Genomic DNA, 19,036 nt, shown 5'->3' with positions numbered 1-19,036 from the left:
GCTGCCCGGGAACCCGGCCATATGACCGGCGCGAACCCCTGGTGATCCGACGACGGTGGGTGCCAGCACCGCTCCGGCGGTGTAACCCAGTTGAGCTTCACCGAGACCGCCCAGGAGTTGCCATGCACGCCAAGCCCGACGCCGAGCCGATCGCGGTCCATACCGCCACGGCCACCGCACCGCACGCCCCGACCAACACCAACCACGCGCCCACGCCGAAGCACGACCTGGAGACCGACGATGGGCCGCGCAAGTCATGGGTCGTCCTGGCCCTGGCCCTGGCGGCACAGATCCTCGTCGTTCTCGACATCTCGGTCGTCAACACGGCCCTGCCCTCCATCGGGCGCGACCTCGACCTGAGCGGATCCGACATGCAGTGGGTCGTCACCGCCTACCTGATGATGTCTGGCGGCGGACTGCTGTTCGGTGGCCGCATCGCGGACCTGCTGTCGCGCAAGTGGGTGTTCCTGACCGGCCTGACCGTGTTCACGATCGCGTCCATCGTCAGCGGATTCGCCAGTGGCGCAGGCGAGCTCATTGCGGCCCGCGCCGGACAGGGCCTGTCCGCCGCCCTGATGACCCCGGCCGCGCTGTCCATCATCATGACCACCTACTCCGGCGCGCAGCGCCGCCTCGGGCTCACCCTGTGGGGTGCTGTGGGGTCCCTCGGTGTCGCCGCCGGCGTCCTGCTCGGCGGAGCCCTCACCACCTGGGCCGGCTGGCAGACCATCTTCTGGATCAACGCTCCCGTCGGCGCCCTCGCTCTTCTGGCCGGCCTGAAGGTCATTCCCGCCGCCCCGGCATCGCGCGTCACCATGACGCAGTTCGACACGGCCGGCGCCGCCACGGTCATCGGCAGCCTCGCCGCCCTCATCTACGGGCTCGGCGCCACCGAGCAGCACGGCTGGCTCTCGCCGCGTGTGCTCGTCGCCTTCGCCTCCTCCGCGGTGCTCGCGGTCGCGTTCACGCTGCGGGAGAACAAGGCCCAGTACCCCCTCGTGCCGCCGCACACCTGGAAGGTCAAGTCCCTCGTGGCCGGCACGACCGTCATGCTCGGCGTCACCGGCATCCTCGTCGGAACGGTGTTCCTGGCGTCCATCTTCGTCCAGACCGTCATGGGCTACTCCGCGATCAGGGCGGGCGTCGCCTTCGTCCCGTTCGCGCTGGCCATCACTGCTGGAACGATCGTGGCCAGGCACGCGATGTCTCACGGCACCCCGCGCGCCATCGCCGCGATCGGCTTGGTCATCGTGGCCGGGGGCGCGGTCCTGCTTGCGCAGGCGTCGGCCGGCTCAAGCTTCGCGACCGGTCTGCTTCCTGGTCTGGCCGTCATCGGTCTGGGCGTCGGTATGGTCTTCGCACCCGTGTCTGTGACCGCGATGGCTGGCATCCCGCCCCAGCATGCCGGCATGGCGTCGGGATTCCTCATGACCGGCCACGAGGTCGGAGCCGCCCTCGGCGTCGCGGTCCTGTCCGCCATCGCGAGCACCGCTGGCAGCCTCGCCAGCGCGACCGGCGTCGTCGACGGCTTCGACCGCGGGTTCCTCGGTGCCGCAGGCATCGCCACGGTTCTGGCGGTGATCGCCTACCTGCGGATGCCCGCCACCCGCATCGAAGGCGGCGCAGGCATGCACATGCACCATTGAGACACGTCCCAGTGCGAGGTGGACCGACGGCGACGGCGGGGTGCTTCAGGTGGGCCATCTCCGGCCCACGCACCCCGCCGTCGCGAACCCCGCGCCAGTGGGTTCCCGACCTGGATAAGCGGCGGCGGCATCGGCATGCACCGGTGCGAGGGACGGGGCGCGGTACACAGTCACACCGCAAGCGGCAGGTGCGCTGCGCCGCACCCTGACACTCCTTCCCGGCCAACGTGCCGGGCGAACCACACGGCACCACCACCCACGGTCCCCCTCGCCCACTCTCCACCTATCGTGCACCGCGACGCGCAACGTGGCCCAGCCACGCCGTCCCTCCTCGCGAGAGCCACGCGGCCGGTTCATCGTGCCCGACGCGTCCCTGAGCCTCCCTGAGGACATCCCGTTGGGACGCCCATTGCGCGAACCGACTCTCACGACGATGCGCACATGTGCGCTCAGGGCCCCGGCAACCGACATCCGCCGGTGATGCGCCTGGTCATGTCGACGACCCTTGCCTCTGACGTCGCTGCGGTGACGCGGAGCGCACCACGGACTGCTCGCATGGAAGCTGGGCCACCCACAGGCGACCCATCGGGCACGGGCCAGACCTGTTCTGCATGGTGCACGGGTTCACTCCATCTGGAGGACCGTCTCGAGGTTGATCTCGATCTGGATCTCCTTGGACACCAGGAGGCCGCCGGACTCCAGCGCGACGTTCCACCCGATGCCGAAGTCCTCGCGATTGATGTGCGTTCGAGCCGAGAAGATCGCCCGGTGCCCACCCCACGGGTCCTTGACGTACCCCTCGAAGGTGACCTCTAGCGGGACCGCCCGGGTGACGCCGTGGATCGCCAGGTCTCCGGTCACGGTTCCGCTGCCTCCATGCCAGTCGACGTGAGTGCTGGAGAAGGTCGCGGTCGGGTACGTCTCGACGTCGAAGAGGTCGGCGGAGCGGATGTGGCCGTCTCTCGTGGGGTTGCCCGACTCGACGGTGCCCATGTCGATGGTGACGTCGACCCTGGAAGCCGGCATGTCGTGAGCGATGGTCACGACGCCTGAGACGCCGGTGAACCGTCCGCGGACCTTGGTGACCATGAAGTGCCTGCCGGTGAACGCCACGTCCGTGTGGCCGGGGTCGATCTGCCAGGCCCCTGGCATGGGAAGCTGCTGGCCGTTGACGGTACGGACCGGAGCGTTCTGGATGTCGGTCATGGTGTGCCTCTTTCGTTGCGCGCGACGTTGGTCGCCCGACGTCGTGGGGAAGGCGGGATTGTCTTCAGTCCCGCCGTGTGGTGCTGTGGTTCGACAGTGCCGGAGGGTCGTTGCACATCGGTGGCGCACGCGTGGTGGTCGAGCTGCAGTCTGCGAGGTCGCTGGCGCTCCTCACTCGCCCACCCACCTGCAGTGGCGCTCAGCGGTGCGGTGCAGAGTCGTGCTGTGCTGGTGACGTGATCGGCGCCGAGGAGTCCTCGGCCGCGACGGCCACCAACAGCCCCCCGGCCAGGAAGGCGGCGACTCCCGTCGCGAGGAGAGCCGACCCGAGGGACGGGATCAAGCGCCGCACGCCGATGGGCGAGGACGCTGAATGGTGGTACTCATGGACCAGGGCGTGACCCTTGCCGCGACTGAGCAAGTACCGGTTGACAGGGAAGGCAGCGACGAAGGCAACGCCCAGGGCGAGGCCCATCCCGGCCCAGAACACGGCGTTCACCAAGCCCGCGCTCATCGCCCCGGGGACGGTGGCCATCACGAGGTTGTCCACGACCTCCATCGTCAGGATGGACAAGGTGTCGGCGGCCAGCACCACTTTCAGCGCAGTTCCGACCGTCAGGCCTGCGCGCAGCAAGGGAAACGTCGAAAGGGTGTAACCGAAGACGAACGCCAGCCCGATCGAGAGGGCGATCGTCGCGGCGTTCGACATGCTCAGCGCGGTTCCAAGCACCAGTCCGACGATCTCACCGATGGCACACCCGGTGAGGCAGTGCAGCGTGGCGCTTGCGGCCATCGCGTTCGTGCCCGCCCCCGATGGATGGTGGTGCTCGTGTGTCGTGGCCGGTTCGGCTGAGGCTTGCGATGGGTGGTCCATGACGCGTCCTTTCCGTGGTGCGTCAACCCTCGGCAATGGATGTTGGGGGGCTGTTGCATCGCCGTGGCGACGGGTGGTGGACGGGGCCGATCGAGTCGCCAACCCCGGATCCTGCGGTCGCCATCGGGATCCATGGCGTGCTCAACGTTCCTTCCACCGGCAGCCAACCGTCCTGCGGCAGCGTCGAACCCATGACCAGGAGAACCCGTTCGGGGTGCGCGACTGACCCTTCCAGGACCGACCAGCCACACAGCCCCCGCGACGGCGCCAAGGACAACCGGCGAGGGACGACATGAAGATTCTGCTCATCGGGTCCAGCGGCTACATAGGTGGTGCGGTGAGCCGCTCACTGGACCTCGCTGGACACGCGGTGGTCCCGATGCTGCGCCCCTCCTCACGCGACGGCGGTCAGCGCACGGGGCACGAGGTGCGTTACGGAGACCTCACCGACCCGAACTCGCTCCGGGTGGCGGTCGCCGCCGGAATTGACGGAGTGGTCCACGTCGGCGCGCCGCTGGAGGACTGGTCCGCGGATGCCTCGGCCGTCGGGGCGATGCTCACCGCCCTTCGCCCGGGTGGAGTCTTCGTCTACCTCAGCGGCACCTGGGTGCTGGGACACAGCACCGTGGGTGCGCTGGACGAGTCCGCCCCTGTGGCGCCGGCCCGCATCGTGGCCGGTAGACATCTCGTCGAGCGGGCCGTCCTCGACAGCACCAGAAGGGGCGTGGTCATTCGCGCCGGCATCGTCCACGGCCTCGGCGGTGGCATTCCGAGGATGCTCGTGGAGTGGGCCGACGCTGACGGAAGGGGCCGCTACGTCGGGGACGACTCCAGCCCTTCCTGGGCCACGGTCCACGTCGAGGACCTCGCCGAGTTGGTCACTCTGGCAGTCGCTGGCGCTGGAGCCGGGACGGTGCTGCACGGCGTCACCGAACCGAGCGTGAGTGTCAAGGCCATCGCTCAGGCTGCGGACCTCGCTGCCGGCGGAACCGGCGACGCCCGCCGATGGCCCGTCATGGAGGCATCGGCCGAGCTCGGCGCCGACTTCGCCGAGGCTCTCGCGCTGACCCAGAACGTCGTCGCCCCTGCGGCAAGGGCACTCGGCTGGCGCCCATTCCGCCCGACGATCGTCGACGACCTCCGCGAGGGCTCTTACGGCCGTTGACCGGTGGCGCCATGACCCAGACGCCCGAGCCCGGCCTCCAGGTCGTCTGGCCCGCTGCAAGGCCCCGGGCTGTGGGGCGAGACCTCGTCAGCCCTCGGTCGCGGGCACCCGAGTCCGAAATCGGTCTGCGGCAACGAGGACGCTCGCGTCCTTGCTCACCGCGAACTCACGCAGCGCAGCCTCGGACAGCTTGATGACGTGCTCGTCCCCGTGCTCAACCGCCGCGGTGGGAAGGCGGTCCACCAGGCGTGCCACGTCGATCGCGCTCACCAGGGGCGTGGTGGATTCACGGGGGTCGCGGGGGTGAGCGAACGCGGCGATGAGGGACCCCGTGACACGCCAGGAGACCTGTACGGTCCGTGCCGCCACCGCCGGCGTCAACGACGGAAGGACCAGCCGAGTGGCGGCTGGCGCAGTGACCGCGTGACAGAAGGGAATCGGCGCGTCGGGTCGGGCCAAGAGCACCTTGGCCGCTGCCCCGACGATCGCCGACAGCGCTCGGTCCAGGTCTACCGGCGCGCGCCACCCCGCCAGGCCGTCGGGGAGGCCTGACAGCTCGTCCAGCGCCCGCAGTCGTCCATTGATGCCCGTTCCTCGGCTGGGAACGTCGGGGTGGAGGCGGGGCAGCGCCGCCAGTGCAGCGACGGCGTCGAGCGTGGGGGGTTTACGGGACGCGGATGGAACCGGGTCGTACCGAGCCGCCCAGAGCCCCAGGCCGCGGGCCAGCTCATCCACGAGCAAGGGATCCGGCTCGTGGCCGGCGGCCTCGAGGGACCGGACCGCGTGAGCGGTGCGGATCATGCCGTGGGTGGCACTGGCGGCCATTCCCTCCACCAGCCGAGGCCACCACGTTGCCAGCAGGTCGCGCCACGAGACCTCGCGCGACTGTCGGAGCAGGTAGCCCGACCAGTCACCCAACAGTCGGGGGTCACCCAAGCGCTGCGGCCAGGAGTCGTCATCGACGCCGTGCCCATCGCTCGGCGCAGCGTCGAGTTCGCGCAGGTAGCGGTCCAGCCAGTGCGGAATCGCCTCATCGCCGCCCACGTGGGTCAGCGCCTCCACCGCCATCGGCCCGTGGTTGGCAAGGAAGCCACCGAACTCGGGCCCGGTGGACTCCAGCCGGGACAACGACTCCAAGAGGTGTGGATTTGTCATCGCTCCATCCTTCGGGTGCTGGCGCACGCCGGGCGTGCAGTTCGCAGGTCGCGGGCATCGCAATGACGACGCTGCCCGGGCTTCCTTGCGCATCGGTGGGAGCGCTGTGGTGCAGGGCCTCGGGACCTGACTGATCGCGATGCAACTCAAGTACAACGCGCTGACAACGTCGGCGGCCCACCGTGGTTCTACCTGCCCGCTCCACGAATCGAGTCCGCCATGATCGAGGTGAGCCACCTCTCCAAGAAGTACCGCGAAACCGTGGCCGTCGACGACGTCACGTTCACCGTCCGGCCTGGGCTGGTGACCGGCTTCCTCGGGCCGAACGGCGCCGGGAAGTCGACCACCATGCGCGTCATCCTGGGCCTGGACCGACCCACCGGAGGCTGGGCCCACGTCCAGGGCCGGCCCTACACCGAGCACTCGTCCCCCATCCGAACCGTCGGCGCCATGCTGGACGCCGGACAGGTCCATCCGCGCCGCACCGCGTTGGCGCATCTGCGCTCCATCGGGGCGACCATCGGGGAGGGCACCGGTCGCGCCCGTGAGGTGCTCGACCAGTTGGGGCTCCGGGACCAGGGGCGACGCCGTGTCGGCACCTTCTCGCTCGGGATGCGGCAACGCCTCGGGATCGCGGCCGCGCTGATCGGCGACCCGGGTGTCATCGTCCTCGACGAACCGATGAACGGACTCGACCCTGACGGGATCATCTGGGTTCGAGCCCTGTTGCGGCACCTCGCGACGGAGGGCCGCACCGTCTTCGTTTCCTCGCACCTCATGGGTGAGATGGCGCAGACCGCTGACCGGGTGGTCGTCGTCGGCCAGGGGCGCGTCGTGGCGGACATGTCGACCGAGGACCTCCTGTCCGGACAGGCGGCAACCGTGAGCGTCCGAGGTCCGGAACCAGAGCGCCTCTCCGAGGTCATCCGTGCCGCCGGTGGCGTCGTCGAGCGGGAGGGTGCGGACAACCTCACCGTGCGCAGCATCGACTCTGCCCACATCGCCCGCCTGGCCCTGCAGCACCACCTCGAGGTTCACGAGCTGGTCACCCAACGACGCTCGTTGGAGGACGCCTTCCTCGAACTCACGCACGACACCACTGACTACCGCGCGCACAGCACAACCGAAACGGCGGCCCTGACATGAGCACCAGCACCCAGTTCACCGACCACCCCACCGCGAGGCGCCAGCACGGGCCCACCCTGAGGCGCGTGACCACCGCGGAGATGATCAAGACCCGGAGCCTGCGATCGCACGTCGGGCTCGTCGTCGGCGCCGTGCTCTTCCTGATGGCGCTCGGGCCGATCCAAGCCCTCGGGCAGGTTCTCGCGCAACCGCCCCTCGAACCAGCCGACACGGTCGGCGCGGCGATCGGTACCGCACTGAGCGGGGGCAGCACCGCCGCAGTCATTGCCGGCGTCCTGGGGGTCCTGTCTGTCACCTCGGAGTACCCGACCGGCCTGATCCGCACCACGCTGTGGGCCGTGCCCCGCAGGCTGCTGGCCATCCTCGGCAAGGCGTCGGCACTCGTTCTGGTCCTCGGGCCGGCCACCCTGGTGTCGGCGGGGGTGGCGATCGAGGCGTCGCGACAGATCCTGTCCCGCATCGGCGCACCGTTGAGCTGGGCAGAGCTTGCCCCGTGGCGGGCCACCGTGGCGATGACCCTGTACGTGCTCGGCTGGGCCTTGCTCGGGCAGTGTCTCGGGTGGCTGCTTCGCAGCGCCGTGGGTGCGTCCTTCGGCCTCCTCGGGCTCATGTTCGTCCTGCCGCTGATCGGTGTCGTGCTGCCCGACAGCCTGTCTCGCGCCATCTCGCCGTTCCTGGTCTCGGAGGCGGGCGCCGCGATGATGCGGGTCGACGGCGCTGGTTCCGGACTCGCCCCGACCACTGCCACCGTGGTGTGGGTCGCGTGGATCGTCATCGGGCTCGTCTCAGCGGCTACCGCCCTGCGGCGGCGAGACGCCTGATCGCCACCAAGGACGCCACTGCTTCCTTGCCCACCCCTTCGGCCTTGGGCATGATCGTGCCGGTGGAGGCAGTCGGCCTGCGCGACCGGGACATCGGGAGTCACGGATGAGGACCACCGAGCAGGACCGCAGCGCCGACGTCACGGACCTTGACTTCCGCATCCTCGGGCCCGTGGTCGTCACCGTGAACCAGTCACCGGTCACCATCGCGACGAGGAGGCAGCGGGCCCTGCTGGTGCTTCTGCTCCTCAAGGTGGGCAGGGTCGTCCCCGCGGAGAGGCTGATCGACCAGCTGTGGGACGGCGCCCCGCCCCCGCAGGCGCATGTGACCTTGCGCTCGTATGTCTCCAACCTGCGTCAGACGTTGGCTGCGACCGGCCTAGGGGCAGCCCTGGTCACCCGCGGCAGTGGATACATGATGGACGTCCCGGCGGGCACGATCGACGCCACCCGCCTGCGCACCTTGACCGAGCGTGGCCGTGACCTGCTGCGCCGAGGTGAACCCCTCGAAGGCTACGAGGCACTGGACGAGGCGGTCTCCCTCTGGGCCGGCGACCCGCTGGCCGAGATCGCTGACCACGAGGTCGCCCAGAGCAGCATCGTCGAGCTGACCCAGACGTACCTGGGCGCCGCGGAGAGCAGGTTCGAGGCGCTGCTCGCGCTCGGCCGACACGCTGATGCACTGCCAGGCCTGGAGGCCTTCACCGCAGACCACCCCCTGCGCGAGGAGCCGCAAGCACTGTTGATGCTCGCGCTCCACCGCTCAGGGCGAGCGCCAGAGGCCCTGGAGCTCCACCGCAGGTTCCGTGCCAGCCTTCAGGACGAACTCGGCATCGACCCATCTCCGACGATGGACGCGCTCGTACAGCAGATCCTGGCCCAGGACCCCGCCCTGTCCGCCCCGTCGACCGTCGCCGGCCACACGCGGCCCGATCCGTCACCACCTTCCTCGCACGACCCGGAGAGCCGGCCCCGGCACGATCGCGGCACGGTCGACGACGTTCACCTCGTCGGCCGACGTCGAGAGCTCGCCATCCTCCAGGACATGCTCGACCGCCTGACGTTCGCCAGCCAAGGCGCCCTCGTGCTCATCGCCGGTGAGCCCGGAATCGGCAAGACCACACTCCTCGACTCACTCGCCAGGATGGCGCGCCAACGCGGCATCCCGGTCCACTCCGGCCGGGCGCCAGCCGCATCCGGTGCACCAGCGTTCTGGCCGTGGTCACAGGTGCTGGACGGCATGGCCGCTGCCCTGGACGAGGAGCAGCTCCGCCTCACCTGCACTGGCCCCGCGAAGCCGGCGGCTCAGCTCTCCTCCGTCATCGCGGAACGCACCGGGCTGTCGGTTCCGGCCACGGGTGACAACCTGCAGAGTCTGCGCTTCACCCTGTACGAGGCCGCATCGGTGTTCATCGGGCGGATGGCGGACCACGGGCCGACCCTCATCCTCCTGGACGACATGCACTGGGCCGACCTGCCGAGCCTGGAACTGCTGTCGTACCTCACGCCCTCGCTCGCGACCAGGCCGCTGCTGGTGGTTGCTGCCTACCGTGACCTCCCGGGCGATCGCACTGAAGCACTGGAAGCCACACTGGCGACCGTCGCGCGGGAGGACGTCGCTCACGAAGTCCGTCTGAGCGGTCTGGGGGCCGACGACGTCGCAACCCTGGCCGCTGATGTCCTTGCCACCACCGATGAACCTGCGAAGCGCGAGCGGCTGGCAGCGGTGCTCTACCAGCGCACCGGTGGGAACCCCTTCTTCGTGCGGCAGCTGGCCCGGCTGCTCCTCGAGAGCACCGAGGGCAACGACCCGGCCGCGACCTCGGTCCCTCCCGGAGTGCGGCACGTCATCGCGAGCCGGCTCAAACCCCTCCCTGAGGACGTCCTTTCCATGCTGGCCGCGGCTGCAGTCATCGGTCCGGACTTCGACCTGCGCACCTGCGCCCTGGCGGCCGGCCTGGAGATGGAGGCCGCATTGGACGCCTTCGACGTGGCGATGCGGCACGGTTTGGTGGAACGAGCCGCACCTGCGTCTACGCACAGATTCGTGCACGCGCTCGTCCAGGACGTCGTCCTTCAGGAGCTTCCAGCGGGGCGAGTGGCGCGCCTGCACGCCGCAGTCGCCGAACACCTCGAACGGGCGGGGATGACGAGTCCAGCGGTGCTGGCCGAGCACTGGTGGCGCGCGCGAGAGATCGTCGGCCTTCGTGCTGTCCCCCCGCAAGTCGCCGCGGCCGACGCCGCGGCATCGGTTTTCGCCCACGAACAGGCCGAGGTCCATCTGCGACGTGCCCTCCACCTCGTCCGGGGAGCCACCCCTCCCGATCCGGACAGCGAGCTCGGACTGCTGCTCAGCCTCTTCAGTCTCATCCTCACCGCCCGCGGATGGGGTGATCCCGACGTCCAACAGGTGGTCGACCGTGCCATGCAGCTCGCCGAGGCCGGAACCCTCAGTGACGACACCGCTCGGCTGTGGTGGTCCTTGTTCTTCTTCCTCATCGACCGGGACAGGGAAAGGGAGTACGTCGACCTCGCTCGGTCGCTGTTGGCCGCCTGCGACGTGGACACCAGCGTTGGCAACGAGCGGGTCATCGGTTTCACCACCAGAGCCGCGGTCCACCTGATGAACATCTTCAGCACCCTCTCGACCGATGACCGCGCCGCCGCGGGCCAGCACCTGCTCATGGCGCGGACCTTCGTGGAGAAGGCCGACATGGCCGCACTCACGAGCTACGACGAGAACCTCCACGTGATGCTCTGCCTCATCGAGGCGTACTGGAGCGGCCTGCTCGGTGACACCGCCTCCCAGCGCTCGGCCATCGACGCAGCGGTCGCGCTCGCCGACGCCGACGGCAGGCCATTCCCCCGGGCAGTCGCTCGCAGCCTGGGTGCGGCGACCGGTGCGTACAGCACTGATCTGGCGTACTTCGGTGGCCTCTCCGCCGACGCACTCGAACTGGACCACCGGTTCGGCTTTGCCTGGCTCGCCACGGTGGCCGAGTGCATCCAGGACTGGTCCCGGACGCTGACGGGGCATGCCGACACGGACACCGTCGCCGCCCTTGAGCGTCGGCTCGACGAAATGCTTGCTGCGGGACGACACGGCACTCACTCCACGATGCTGCTCCTGCTTGGTGACGTCCACGCGGCACAAGGCCGCGTCGACGAAGCACGCGAGACGTTCCTGCGCGCACGCGCGCGCCCGGGGCCGTACCGCGGGCTCGTGGTCGACCTCATCGACCGGCGCCTGAACGCCCTGCCCTGAACGCCATCTGTCGTCCAACCCGGACCCAACAGTCCTTCAAGGCAGCGTCACCACGCTCGATGCATGACCAGTACCAGCACCGTCGCCACGCCTGGTCCTACCGACGTGGCTCGTCCCCTTCGCACCTTCGCCCTCGTGGCTCTCCCGTCGGGCTGGCTCTTCCTGAGCATCCCGCTCCTCACCGGTCTTCCGATCGAGCCGTTCGTGCTCGCCACGCTGTTCCTCGGCATGGTGCCCATGGCGATGCTCATCACACGCCGCTCCCCCGACGTCACGGTGCGCCAGCTGCTGCGCGACTGCGTTCGACCTCCCCGGTCGCTGCTGTGGCTCTTCCCGGCCCTGCTGCTGATCCCGGTCGCCACGCGTCTCGGGGCGGTCGTCACCGGCGGCACCACGGAACTCACTGCTGCCGTTGCGGTCGGCATGCTCGGCAAGCTCGCCTCCAGCGTCCTGATCGTCAACCTCTGGGAGGAGATGGTCTGGGCCGGTGTCGTGCAGCGGCGTGCGACCGGCCGGTACGGCTTCGTGCGTGGCGCCCTGCTCACGGCGGTGCTCTTCAGCGGGATCCACCTGCCCTTGGCGTTCTACGGCGTCGACACCGCCGGTGACGTGGCCTACAACGTCGCCATCATGGTCGCCTCGGCTGTCGCGCTCCGCCTGATGATCGGAGCCGTCGACCGATGGAGCGGACGCAGCATCCTCACGGTCGCCATCCTCCACGCGAGCTTCAACGCGAGCTCGGAGCTGGTGAACGCCGACGACGCGTGGGTCCGGTACGCCGTCACCCTCGTCCTCGGTCTTCTCGTCCTTGCTGTCCCGTCCCTGCGGCGGAACCGCACCGTGGCGGTCGTCCGATGACCGCCGAGGTCCTGCGCTACGCGGCGTTTCCCGACAACGGGTCCGGGGGGAACCCCGCCGGCGTCGTCCTCGACTCGGCGGCCCTGACGGACTCTCAGATGCTCGCCATCGCCCAGACCCTCGGCTACTCCGAGACGGCCTTCCTGGCGACCACTGGCAGCGGGAGCGAACCGGTGCGCACCCGCTACTTCAGCCCTCGTGCGGAGGTCGACTTCTGCGGCCACGCCACCATCGCTGCTGCGGTGGCCATCGCCGAACGAAGCGGTGTCGGACCACTGCTCCTGACCACCAACGCCGGTCCGGTCGACGTCATCACGCAACAGGATGAGGGTGCCATCACGGCGACGCTGACCTCTCCACCCACCACGACCCAGGCAGCGGACGACGAGACACTCTGCGTTGCCCTCGAGGCCTTGCGGATCTCCTCCTCCGACCTGGACGAGCAATACCCCGCCCACATCTCGTTCGCGGGCAACCATCACCTGGTGCTCGGTCTTGGGAACCGGGCGGTGCTCGACGCCCTGGACTACGACTACCCGGCGCTCGAACACCTGATGTCCCAGCAGTCATGGACCACGGTCCACCTGTTCTGGGCGGAGCACCCCACGCTCTTCCACGCGCGCAACCCGTTTCCGCCCGGCGGGGTCCGCGAAGACCCTGCCACGGGTGCCGCCGCCGCCGCGTTCGGCGGGTATCTCCGCGACCTCGCGTTGGCCCCGGTTCCCAGCCGGGTCACCATCCGGCAGGGACTGCAGATGGGCGCACCCAGTCGGTTGCTGGTCGACATCAGCTCCGACTCCAGGCGGGTGGCTGTCACCGGAACCGCGATCCAACTCCCCCTTTCGCCCTACGACGAATTGGACCTGCCATGAGGTCGTTCATCGTCGTCCCCGGCGAACCGCACACGTGGACCGGGATCCCGGAGGCGGCCAAGACCGTCACCGACTTCCTGGCGAAGGTACGCGTCACCGGCGATGGTGCAGAGGCGGAACGGCTGCTCGCGGCCGCGGTGCCGGCGCACCAACACCTCGCGGAGCGGGACGAAACCATCGTTCGCAGCCCGGCGGAATATGCAGCACACGTGCAAGACATGTTGTCGCGGCACAACCCGATCACCTTCGAGGTGCAAGAGCTCCTCGTCGAGGCGGACCACGTCTTCGTCCGGTGGGCGCAGCACGGCCGAGTGGGCCCCGCGGCCCAGAAGGCGGTCGATGCACACCGGTACCACCGGGAAGCCGGGTCCGCGGTCTACCGGGTGGCCGAGGGCCGCATCCAGGAGTACTGGATCCAGCTGGACCGGCACGGTGACGAGGCACAGCTCCGCACGGGTCCCGCTCGAACCGAGCCGGTCCCAGGACCACCCATTGGCAAACGCCTCCACCAGCGGCTTCCGCTGACGTCGGTGGTCCGAGCCGGTGACTGGGTCGTCGTGTCCGGGCAGATCGGCACTCGTGACGGCACCCTCGTGGCCGGGGGTGCAGGACCGCAGACGGAGGCCGCGCTGAGCGCGGTCGCTGACCTGCTGGGCGAGCACGACCTGGCACTGACCGACGTCGCCAAGACCACCGTCTTCATGACCTCCATGGACGACTACGACGAGATGAACCTCGCCTACGGACACGCCTTCTCAGACACCCACCCGGCACGAACTGCCGTTGCGGTTGCCGCACTACCCCTGCCCGAGGCCGTCGTGGAGATCGAAGCCTGGGCCCATGCCACCCACCACCCAGGAAGGCCCCACCAATGAGCACCCAGACCAGACCCCGTCGCGACCAGCGGAGCTGGGTCGCAGAGCATCCCGTCACGGCCTTCACCGGCCTCGCCCTCACCGGCGCCTACGTCGTCGGCGCCGTGATGGTCCTCATCGACCGGTCCGTCATCCCCGGACGGGCCCTCGCCAGCCGGCTGGGGTTCGGGATGGAGGAGACAGCAAGCCTGGCGCTGGTGGTGGTGCTGGCCACCACGACGCTCTTTGTGACCGGGCTCAGTGACGGACGCGCTGGCATCTCCACGCTGCTCAGGCGGACGACCCGCTGGCGAGTCGGTTGGCGCTGGTGGGCGGTCGCCGTCGCAGCGTTGCCCCTGCTGACCATTGCGCTGTCCATCACGCTCGGTGACGAGCTCGTTCGTCCTGCTCCGGGAACGCTCGCCCGCGAGGCCTTGGCCACCGTGGTGGCACTGTTGATGATCAACGTCGCCGAGGAACTGTCGTGGGCGGGCTTCCTGCAGACGAGACTGGAACGACGTCACAACCTGCTCGTGGCGGCAGTCATCACCGCCATACCCTTCGCGCTGGTCCACGTCCCCATCCGCGTCATCGCCGGGGACATCTCTGGAATCGATGACGTGCTTCCTCAGATCCTGATGCTCCTGGTGCTGTGCGTCCTGATCCGCACGCTGCTCGGCGCGGTGTTGCGGGGTGCCGCAAACAGCGTGCTCCTGGTGGCGATGATGCACACCTCCTTCAACCGCTCCAACAACGTCGACGGCCTCGCAGCCGATGTGCTGCGCGGAGAAGCGCGGACACTCGCAGCCCTGATCGCAGCACTGCTGGTCACGGCGGCACTGATCGTTACGATTCGTCGACGACTGGGCCGCGCCGAACGAGCACGGTTCGACGAGGTCGAGGAGTTCAGGAGCGAGCCATCGGGGCGGATCACCTCCGGAGCTCAGCTATGAAGGCCAGCCGCATGAGGGCTGCCGTCGTGACCACCAGAGGCTCCGCACCAGGTTCGGTCGAGGTGCGGCGAGTACCCCTCCTCCGGCCTCGGCCAGGGTGGGTCACCGTCCGCCTACGCGCCGCAGGGCTCAACCGCCTCGACGCGATGATGCTCGAGGTCGCGGGGGCGGGCGAGCAAGGGGCGATCTTCGGCTCCGACGGAGCGGGGGTCGTCGCGGAGATCGGTCACGACCCCCGCTGGGCCGTCTCGCCACTGGGCGTCGGCGACTGCGTCGTCATCTGCCCGTCCCTCTACTGGGGTGCGAGCCGAGCAGCCCCGTCCGACGAGTACGAGATCCTCGGGTCCCCGACCTCCGGGACACACGCCGAGTACGTCTGCGTACCGGCCGAGAATCTTCACCCCAAACCCTCCCACCTCACATTCGTCGAAGCGGCCGCCCTCCCGATGGCCGCCCTCACCGCCTGGCGGGCACTGGTCACGCGTGGCCGGCTGACCCGTGGCGAGAAGGTCGTGGTGGGCGCAGCCTCCTCCGGTGTCGGCTCCATGGCCATCCAAATCGCCGCCTCCCTCGGCGCCAGAGTGGTGGCCGTGACGTCCTCGCCCGACAAGGCTGCGATCGCCCGGCGACTTGGTGCCCAGCATGTCGTCGACCGCACCTCCACCGACATGGGCGCGAGCATCGCCGAGCACCTCGATGGGCCAGCAGATCTCGCGCTGGACCCAACCGGTTCGCTCTGGCAGCCCTTCGCCGAGGTACTCCGTTCCGGCGGGCGATTGGTCGTCGTGGGGCAGATCGCCACGCCGGTGGGGCTCCTGAGGGTGCAGACGCTGTACTGGCGCCAACTGGATGTGCTCGGATCGTCGATGGGCAGCTCCGAAGACTTTGCAGCGATGCTCGACAACGTGAACCGCTACCAGTGGGCACCATCGGTGGACTCCACCTTCCCGCTCGCCGCCATCGGCGAGGCCTACAGCCGACTGCACTCACCAAATCGCTCAGGCAAGGTCGTCATCGACTTGGACCTGTGAGTGGGGCACTCGAGAGTGGCTGTCATCGCAATGGCGGCAGCCCACCGCCGACGGCCGCGACCACCTCGAGGCTGGCGTGGCTGGTGCTGGCAGCCTTCAGCGCACGCAGGCGGGCGCCACGGTGCGTGATTCAAGTTCAGCGGGTGAGTCCATCGCGGCTGTTCTCCGATCTGTCGGGGAGCTACCGCGCTGACGTCGACGGCGCATGATGTGAAAGGCATGAGCCTGACGCAAGTGGGTGAGGACGTGGACACAGCTCTGCGAGCGCTGCGCACGGAGCTGGATCGCGCGTGGGAGACCTTCTTCGCCCTCGCCAAGCAGGCGAAGCGGTCCGACCTAGACCAGCGCACCAACGGTTCGAGGTGGACGAATGGTCCACTGCTCTTCCACATGCTGCTCGGCTACCTCGTCGTGCGGACCCTGCTCCCCCTCGTGCGCTTCCTCGGGCGCCGACCGCCCGTGGTTGGACGTCGGCTCTCCGGAGCGCTCAACACGGGAACGCGTCCCTTCCACGCTGTCAACTACCTCGGTGCCTGCGTCGGCGCGCTCGCGTTTCGCGGCCCTCGCCTGCCGCGACAGGTGGACCGCACGATCGCCGCCCCGCACCGGGGCCTGGACGGGGAGGACGAAGGGTCCTTGGCCTTGCGCATGCCCTTCCCCGCCCGCTGCGACCCGTTCCTTCATCGACTCGATGACCGTCCTCGACGTTGACCGGTATGGCACGGTCCACTTCGACCACCACCTGCGCAAGCTCACGCTCCCTGCACTAGGGCCCCACCGCGAGCCGGCCTCCGCCCGTGATGTGGACGGCCAGGCGCCCAGGCTTTCTGTCCACCGGAAATAGTCACGGGAGGTGACAATCCAGGCGACCCAACAGCCCACCGACCAATGGCCAGCTCGCGACCTTGGCTGGGGACCACCACACAGCACGAAGACGAAGCGGTGCAGACGCACGCTCAGCCATGCTCGGGAGGGGATACTGCACCCATGTGGTTGCGTGTGTCAGTCGGGGCTGTGGCGGTGGCGCCGTTCGCGCTGCTCCTGCTTGCGATGCTCACCGGGCGGGCTCGGGTGGACGCCTGTTGTGGCCGTCCCCGCGTCTCGGATCTCGAAGGAGTCACCACGGATGAGTCCGGTCAGAACACCCAGCTCGGGTCCGTAGAGGACTCGACGCGCACCTGAGCATGTGCTGAGGGCGTCATGCTTGATGCCACCCCGGCGCGAGTCGAATCCCGCAACGATGCGCCCATGAGCGCTCAGGGCCCGGGCAACCGACGTCCGCCGTTGACGCGCCTGACCTTGTCGACGATCGTGGCCGTCGTGGTTGCTGCCGTGGCGTGGAGCGCACCAAGAACTCTTGGCACGGAGGCGGGACTCACCACCTGCGTCCTGCTCGCAGCTTCTGGCGGCACCATGGCCGCCCTGGTAGTGGGGCACCCACGCCACTGGAGCATCGCGGTTGGCTTGCTCTCCTTGGCCCTGGTCGCGGCAGCCTGCATGACGTCAGCCGCGTACGCCGGCAACCCCTAACTTCCGTCGACTGGGCGAGCCTCAGGACCTCACCAGCCGCGCGATGGCTTCGGAGGCCTCCTTGACCTTGGCATCCGCCTCCGGACCACCTGCCCTCGCCGCCTCGACCACGCAGTGCGAGAGGTGCTCGTCGAGCAGGCCAAGTGCAACGGACTGGAGCGCCTTCGTCATCGCACTGACCTGGGTGAGGATGTCGATGCAGTACTTCTCCTCCTCGACCATGCGCTGCAGACCCCGTGCCTGGCCCTCGATCCGACGGAGCCGTTTGAGGTGGTCCTCACGGTGCGCGTAGTGCACGTAGCCGTGCTTGTGGGTCGGCGCGTCCGCAGTGACGGTGGGGTCGGTGGGTGTGGTCATCATGGCGACCTCTCGTGGGTCCTCGCGCCCCGGCGACGCGTTGCTGGAATGGAGCATACCCCCGTGGGGTTTATAGTGATACCCTACCGGGGTATTGTTCCTCACGCAGAGCAAGAACCCACCAACAGGAGGCCCTCATGTCCCAGCCCGAGACCGTCACCACGTACACCGTCACCGGGATGACCTGTGGCCACTGCGCCACCTCCGTCTCGGAGGAGCTTCGCGAGATCTCCGGCGTCTCGGACGTCTCCGTGGACGTCCCGACGGGCGCCGTCACCGTCACCAGCCGCCAGCCTCTCGAGCGCGACGCCGTCCAGGCCGCGGTCGAGGAGGCCGGCTACCAGCTGGCATGAGCGCCCCGACCACGCTGACCGGCTTCGCCGCGGCGCTGGCGCTGGCGTTCGGCGGCGCCTGGGCGCTGGGGTCCTTCGTCGGACCCGACGCCCCGGCCGCCGCCCACGGCGACGCCCACGCGAGCGAGGCAACGGGCGAGGACGCCGCGTCCAGCGATGCCCTCCCCGCGGGCCTCGCCACCTCCCGCGAGGGCCACACTCTCGACCTCACCGACGACGTCCTCGACGCCGGCACCCGCCAGCTCGCGTTCGCCGTCCGAAACGCGACCGGGGCGCCGGTGACCGCGTTCGACGTCGAGCACGACAAACGGTTGCACCTGATCGTGGTGCGCCGTGACCACACCGGGTTCCAGCACGTGCACCCCGTGATGGACGAGGAGGGAACCTGGCGTACCGAGGTCGACCTCGCACCCGGGAGCTGGCGCGTCTTCGCCGACTTCACGCCGACAGGGGGTCCGGCCCTCACGCTCGGCACCGACCTCGCCGTGCCGGGCCCGACCACGACGCCCCCAGCATCCGCGCCGACCCGCACCGCGAAGGTCGACGACGGGTTCGAGGTCTCCGTGACCGGGGACCTGCGCGGCGGCGAGCACTCGACACTCCGTCTGCAGATCAGTCGCGACGGGAGCCCCGTCACCGACCTCGAGCCCTACCTCGGCGCCTACGGCCACCTCGTAGCCCTGCGCGAAGGCGACCTGGGCTACCTCCACGTCCACCCCGACGGCACGCCGGGCGACGGGCACACGCCGGCCGGTCCGGCCGTGGACTTCACCGCCGAGGTCCCCACCGTGGGGAGGTACCACCTGTACCTGGACTTCAAGCACGGCGGAGTCGTGCGGACAGCCCACCTCGTCCTCGACGCCACCCCGCCTTCCACCACCACGACTCCCAGCCCCGCGGTCCCGGGCGGGCACGGGCACTGACCCGCCTGCGCGCGACCACCCTCAACC

General features: G+C 69.3%; 17 protein-coding genes. 13 read left to right on the top strand and 4 right to left on the bottom strand.

Going from position 1 to position 19,036, the window contains the following annotated elements; genetic code table 11:
- The first annotated feature begins 122 nt into the window (after nt 1-122).
- Nucleotides 123-1,646 carry an MFS transporter gene (locus ACFLFB_RS08600; RefSeq protein WP_392545299.1) on the top strand — a complete coding sequence of 508 codons (1,524 nt, stop codon included), beginning with the start codon at nt 123-125 and terminating at the stop codon, nt 1,644-1,646.
- 624 nt (nt 1,647-2,270) lie between these two features.
- Here ACFLFB_RS08600 and ACFLFB_RS08595 read toward each other — a convergent pair.
- Nucleotides 2,271-2,852, bottom strand: coding sequence for a YceI family protein (locus ACFLFB_RS08595; protein ID WP_392545298.1), 582 nt, complete (start codon nt 2,850-2,852; stop codon nt 2,271-2,273).
- A gap of 199 nt (nt 2,853-3,051) precedes the next feature.
- Nucleotides 3,052-3,726 (bottom strand): DUF4396 domain-containing protein, encoded by a 675-nt coding sequence (locus tag ACFLFB_RS08590; protein WP_392545297.1) that lies wholly within the window; start codon nt 3,724-3,726, stop codon nt 3,052-3,054.
- A gap of 292 nt (nt 3,727-4,018) precedes the next feature.
- Between ACFLFB_RS08590 and ACFLFB_RS08585 the strand changes: the two genes are divergently transcribed.
- Nucleotides 4,019-4,891, top strand: a complete 873-nt coding sequence (locus ACFLFB_RS08585) for an NAD-dependent epimerase/dehydratase family protein (protein WP_392545296.1) — start codon at nt 4,019-4,021, stop codon at nt 4,889-4,891.
- 87 nt (nt 4,892-4,978) lie between these two features.
- Here the strand turns inward: ACFLFB_RS08585 and ACFLFB_RS08580 are convergent, their stop codons facing one another.
- Complete coding sequence (locus ACFLFB_RS08580; protein WP_392545295.1) at nt 4,979-6,046, bottom strand: hypothetical protein; 1,068 nt, start codon at nt 6,044-6,046, stop codon at nt 4,979-4,981.
- 219 nt (nt 6,047-6,265) lie between these two features.
- On the opposite strand from ACFLFB_RS08580, the gene ACFLFB_RS08575 reads away from it, so the two are divergent.
- The 9 genes from ACFLFB_RS08575 to ACFLFB_RS08535 all read left to right on the top strand — a co-directional run bounded on the left by ACFLFB_RS08575 (nt 6,266) and on the right by ACFLFB_RS08535 (nt 16,557).
- Nucleotides 6,266-7,192, top strand: coding sequence for an ABC transporter ATP-binding protein (locus tag ACFLFB_RS08575; protein ID WP_392545294.1), 927 nt, complete (start codon nt 6,266-6,268; stop codon nt 7,190-7,192).
- 65 nt (nt 7,193-7,257) lie between these two features.
- Nucleotides 7,258-8,013, top strand: coding sequence for a hypothetical protein (locus tag ACFLFB_RS08570; RefSeq protein ID WP_392545293.1), 756 nt, complete (start codon nt 7,258-7,260; stop codon nt 8,011-8,013).
- Between the two features lie 106 nt (nt 8,014-8,119).
- The gene (locus ACFLFB_RS08565) at nt 8,120-11,278 is read left to right on the top strand and encodes a BTAD domain-containing putative transcriptional regulator (protein WP_392545292.1); all 3,159 of its coding nucleotides are present in this window, start codon (nt 8,120-8,122) and stop codon (nt 11,276-11,278) included.
- Nucleotides 11,279-11,383: 105 nt separating this feature from the next.
- Nucleotides 11,384-12,136 (top strand): CPBP family intramembrane glutamic endopeptidase, encoded by a 753-nt coding sequence (locus ACFLFB_RS08560; RefSeq protein ID WP_392545291.1) that lies wholly within the window; start codon nt 11,384-11,386, stop codon nt 12,134-12,136.
- Nucleotides 12,133-13,008, top strand: coding sequence for a PhzF family phenazine biosynthesis protein (locus ACFLFB_RS08555; RefSeq protein ID WP_392545290.1), 876 nt, complete (start codon nt 12,133-12,135; stop codon nt 13,006-13,008). The genes ACFLFB_RS08560 and ACFLFB_RS08555 overlap by 4 nt, the downstream gene beginning before the upstream one ends.
- Nucleotides 13,005-13,883, top strand: coding sequence for a Rid family hydrolase (locus ACFLFB_RS08550; RefSeq protein WP_392545289.1), 879 nt, complete (start codon nt 13,005-13,007; stop codon nt 13,881-13,883). Before ACFLFB_RS08555 ends, ACFLFB_RS08550 begins: the two co-directional genes overlap by 4 nt.
- Nucleotides 13,880-14,815 (top strand): CPBP family intramembrane glutamic endopeptidase, encoded by a 936-nt coding sequence (locus ACFLFB_RS08545; protein ID WP_392545288.1) that lies wholly within the window; start codon nt 13,880-13,882, stop codon nt 14,813-14,815. Before ACFLFB_RS08550 ends, ACFLFB_RS08545 begins: the two co-directional genes overlap by 4 nt.
- Nucleotides 14,812-15,846: a zinc-binding alcohol dehydrogenase family protein gene (locus ACFLFB_RS08540; RefSeq protein WP_392545287.1), complete on the top strand. Its 1,035-nt coding sequence runs from the start codon at nt 14,812-14,814 to the stop codon at nt 15,844-15,846. Before ACFLFB_RS08545 ends, ACFLFB_RS08540 begins: the two co-directional genes overlap by 4 nt.
- A gap of 219 nt (nt 15,847-16,065) precedes the next feature.
- A complete protein-coding gene (locus tag ACFLFB_RS08535; protein ID WP_392545286.1) occupies nt 16,066-16,557 on the top strand; it encodes a DinB family protein in 492 nt (163 codons plus the stop codon).
- A gap of 840 nt (nt 16,558-17,397) precedes the next feature.
- Here ACFLFB_RS08535 and ACFLFB_RS08530 read toward each other — a convergent pair.
- Nucleotides 17,398-17,736, bottom strand: a complete 339-nt coding sequence (locus tag ACFLFB_RS08530; RefSeq protein WP_392545285.1) for a metal-sensitive transcriptional regulator — start codon at nt 17,734-17,736, stop codon at nt 17,398-17,400.
- Between the two features lie 134 nt (nt 17,737-17,870).
- On the opposite strand from ACFLFB_RS08530, the gene ACFLFB_RS08525 reads away from it, so the two are divergent.
- Both ACFLFB_RS08525 and ACFLFB_RS08520 read left to right on the top strand, forming a co-directional pair.
- A complete protein-coding gene (locus tag ACFLFB_RS08525) occupies nt 17,871-18,086 on the top strand; it encodes a heavy-metal-associated domain-containing protein (RefSeq protein ID WP_392545284.1) in 216 nt (71 codons plus the stop codon).
- Nucleotides 18,083-19,009, top strand: a complete 927-nt coding sequence (locus tag ACFLFB_RS08520) for a hypothetical protein (RefSeq protein WP_392545283.1) — start codon at nt 18,083-18,085, stop codon at nt 19,007-19,009. The genes ACFLFB_RS08525 and ACFLFB_RS08520 overlap by 4 nt, the downstream gene beginning before the upstream one ends.
- Nucleotides 19,010-19,036 lie beyond the last annotated feature (27 nt).

This window comes from Oryzobacter telluris, assembly GCF_043099285.1.
GTDB classification, from domain to species: Bacteria; Actinomycetota; Actinomycetes; order Actinomycetales; family Dermatophilaceae; genus Oryzobacter; species Oryzobacter telluris.
The sequence above is the reverse complement of the archived record's forward strand: the minus strand, read 5'-3'. Positions and strand labels throughout refer to the sequence as shown.